Source organism: Variovorax sp. WDL1 (assembly GCF_001541225.1).
GTDB lineage: Bacteria > Pseudomonadota > Gammaproteobacteria > Burkholderiales > Burkholderiaceae_C > Variovorax.
This window is the reverse complement of sequence record NZ_LMTS01000129.1, coordinates 34,905-36,006: the sequence shown is the minus strand read 5'-3', so window position 1 is coordinate 36,006 and position 1,102 is coordinate 34,905. Positions and strand designations below refer to the sequence as shown.

The window sequence follows — 1,102 nt, the reverse complement described above, 5'->3', positions numbered from 1 at the left end:
GGGCTGCGGTTGCGGCACGGCGGCAGCCTCTGCGGCTGCGCGGGAAGCGGACCTGGAGCCGCCGGTCGCGCGGCGCAGCACCGAGCGACGCAGCGGGCACGACAGCGTGCGTGCCGAGCCGGGCGAGACGCTGGCCAAGCAGCTCGCGCTTGTCATCGATCTCAACGTCTGCGTCGGCTGCCACGCCTGCGTCACGTCCTGCAAGCAGTGGAACACCTCCGGCAGCGCCGGCCCGCTGGCTGACGAGAAGCCGTATGGCGCCGACCCCACCGGCACCTTCTTCAACCGTGTGCAGACCTACGAGGCCAACACTTTTCCCGGCACCGAGACCATCCACTTCCCCAAGAGCTGCCTGCACTGCCAGGATCCGCCCTGCGTGCCTGTATGCCCTACCGGCGCCAGCTACAAGCGCAAGGAAGACGGCATCGTGCTGGTCGACTATGACAAGTGCATCGGCTGCAAGTACTGCGCCTGGGCCTGTCCCTACGGCGCGCGCGAGCTCGACGAGGAGCGCCAGGTCATGACCAAGTGCACGCTGTGCGTCGACCGCATCTACGACGAGAAGCTGCCCAAGGAAGACCGCAAGCCGGCCTGCGTGAAAGCCTGCCCGACCGGCGCGCGCCTGTTCGGCGACGTGAAGGACCCGGAGTCGGAAGTCTCGAAGGCCATCCGCGAGCGCGGCGGCTATTCGCTCATGCCCGAGTGGGAGACCAATCCGGCCAACCAGTACCTGCCGCGGCGCGTGACCGACGAGGCCGGCGGCCCGACCAAGGTCCAACCCCGTCTGGGAGGTATGTCGTGAACCCGGCGTTCTCGGTCGTCGTCTTTACCACCGTGGCCGGCGCCGCGCAGGGCCTGGTCGTCACGCTGGCGCTGGCCGTGCTTGCCGGGATGCCGCTCGCGCCGGGCTTCCTCGGCATGTCGCTGATCGTGGCCGAGGCGATGCTGCTGGTCGGACTCGGCGCCTCCTTCGGCCACCTCGGCCGGCCGGAGCGTGCCTGGCGCGCGGTGCTGATGTGGCGCACTTCCTGGCTCTCGCGCGAGGTGATCGTTCTACCCGCCTTCATCGCGGTGGTCGCGCTGTGGTGGCTGGCGCTGCGCA

At 69.4% G+C, this 1,102-nt stretch carries 2 protein-coding genes; both read left to right on the top strand.

The features are described 5' to 3' along the window. Positions 1-106: 106 nt before the first annotated feature. Entirely contained in the window at positions 107-802 is a 696-nt protein-coding gene (locus APY03_RS17910; protein ID WP_102906296.1) for a 4Fe-4S dicluster domain-containing protein, read from the top strand. After that, positions 799-1,102: DmsC/YnfH family molybdoenzyme membrane anchor subunit (locus APY03_RS44000; protein ID WP_232324319.1), on the top strand; the 304-nt coding region annotated here is incomplete at its 3' end. The genes APY03_RS17910 and APY03_RS44000, both read left to right, overlap by 4 nt.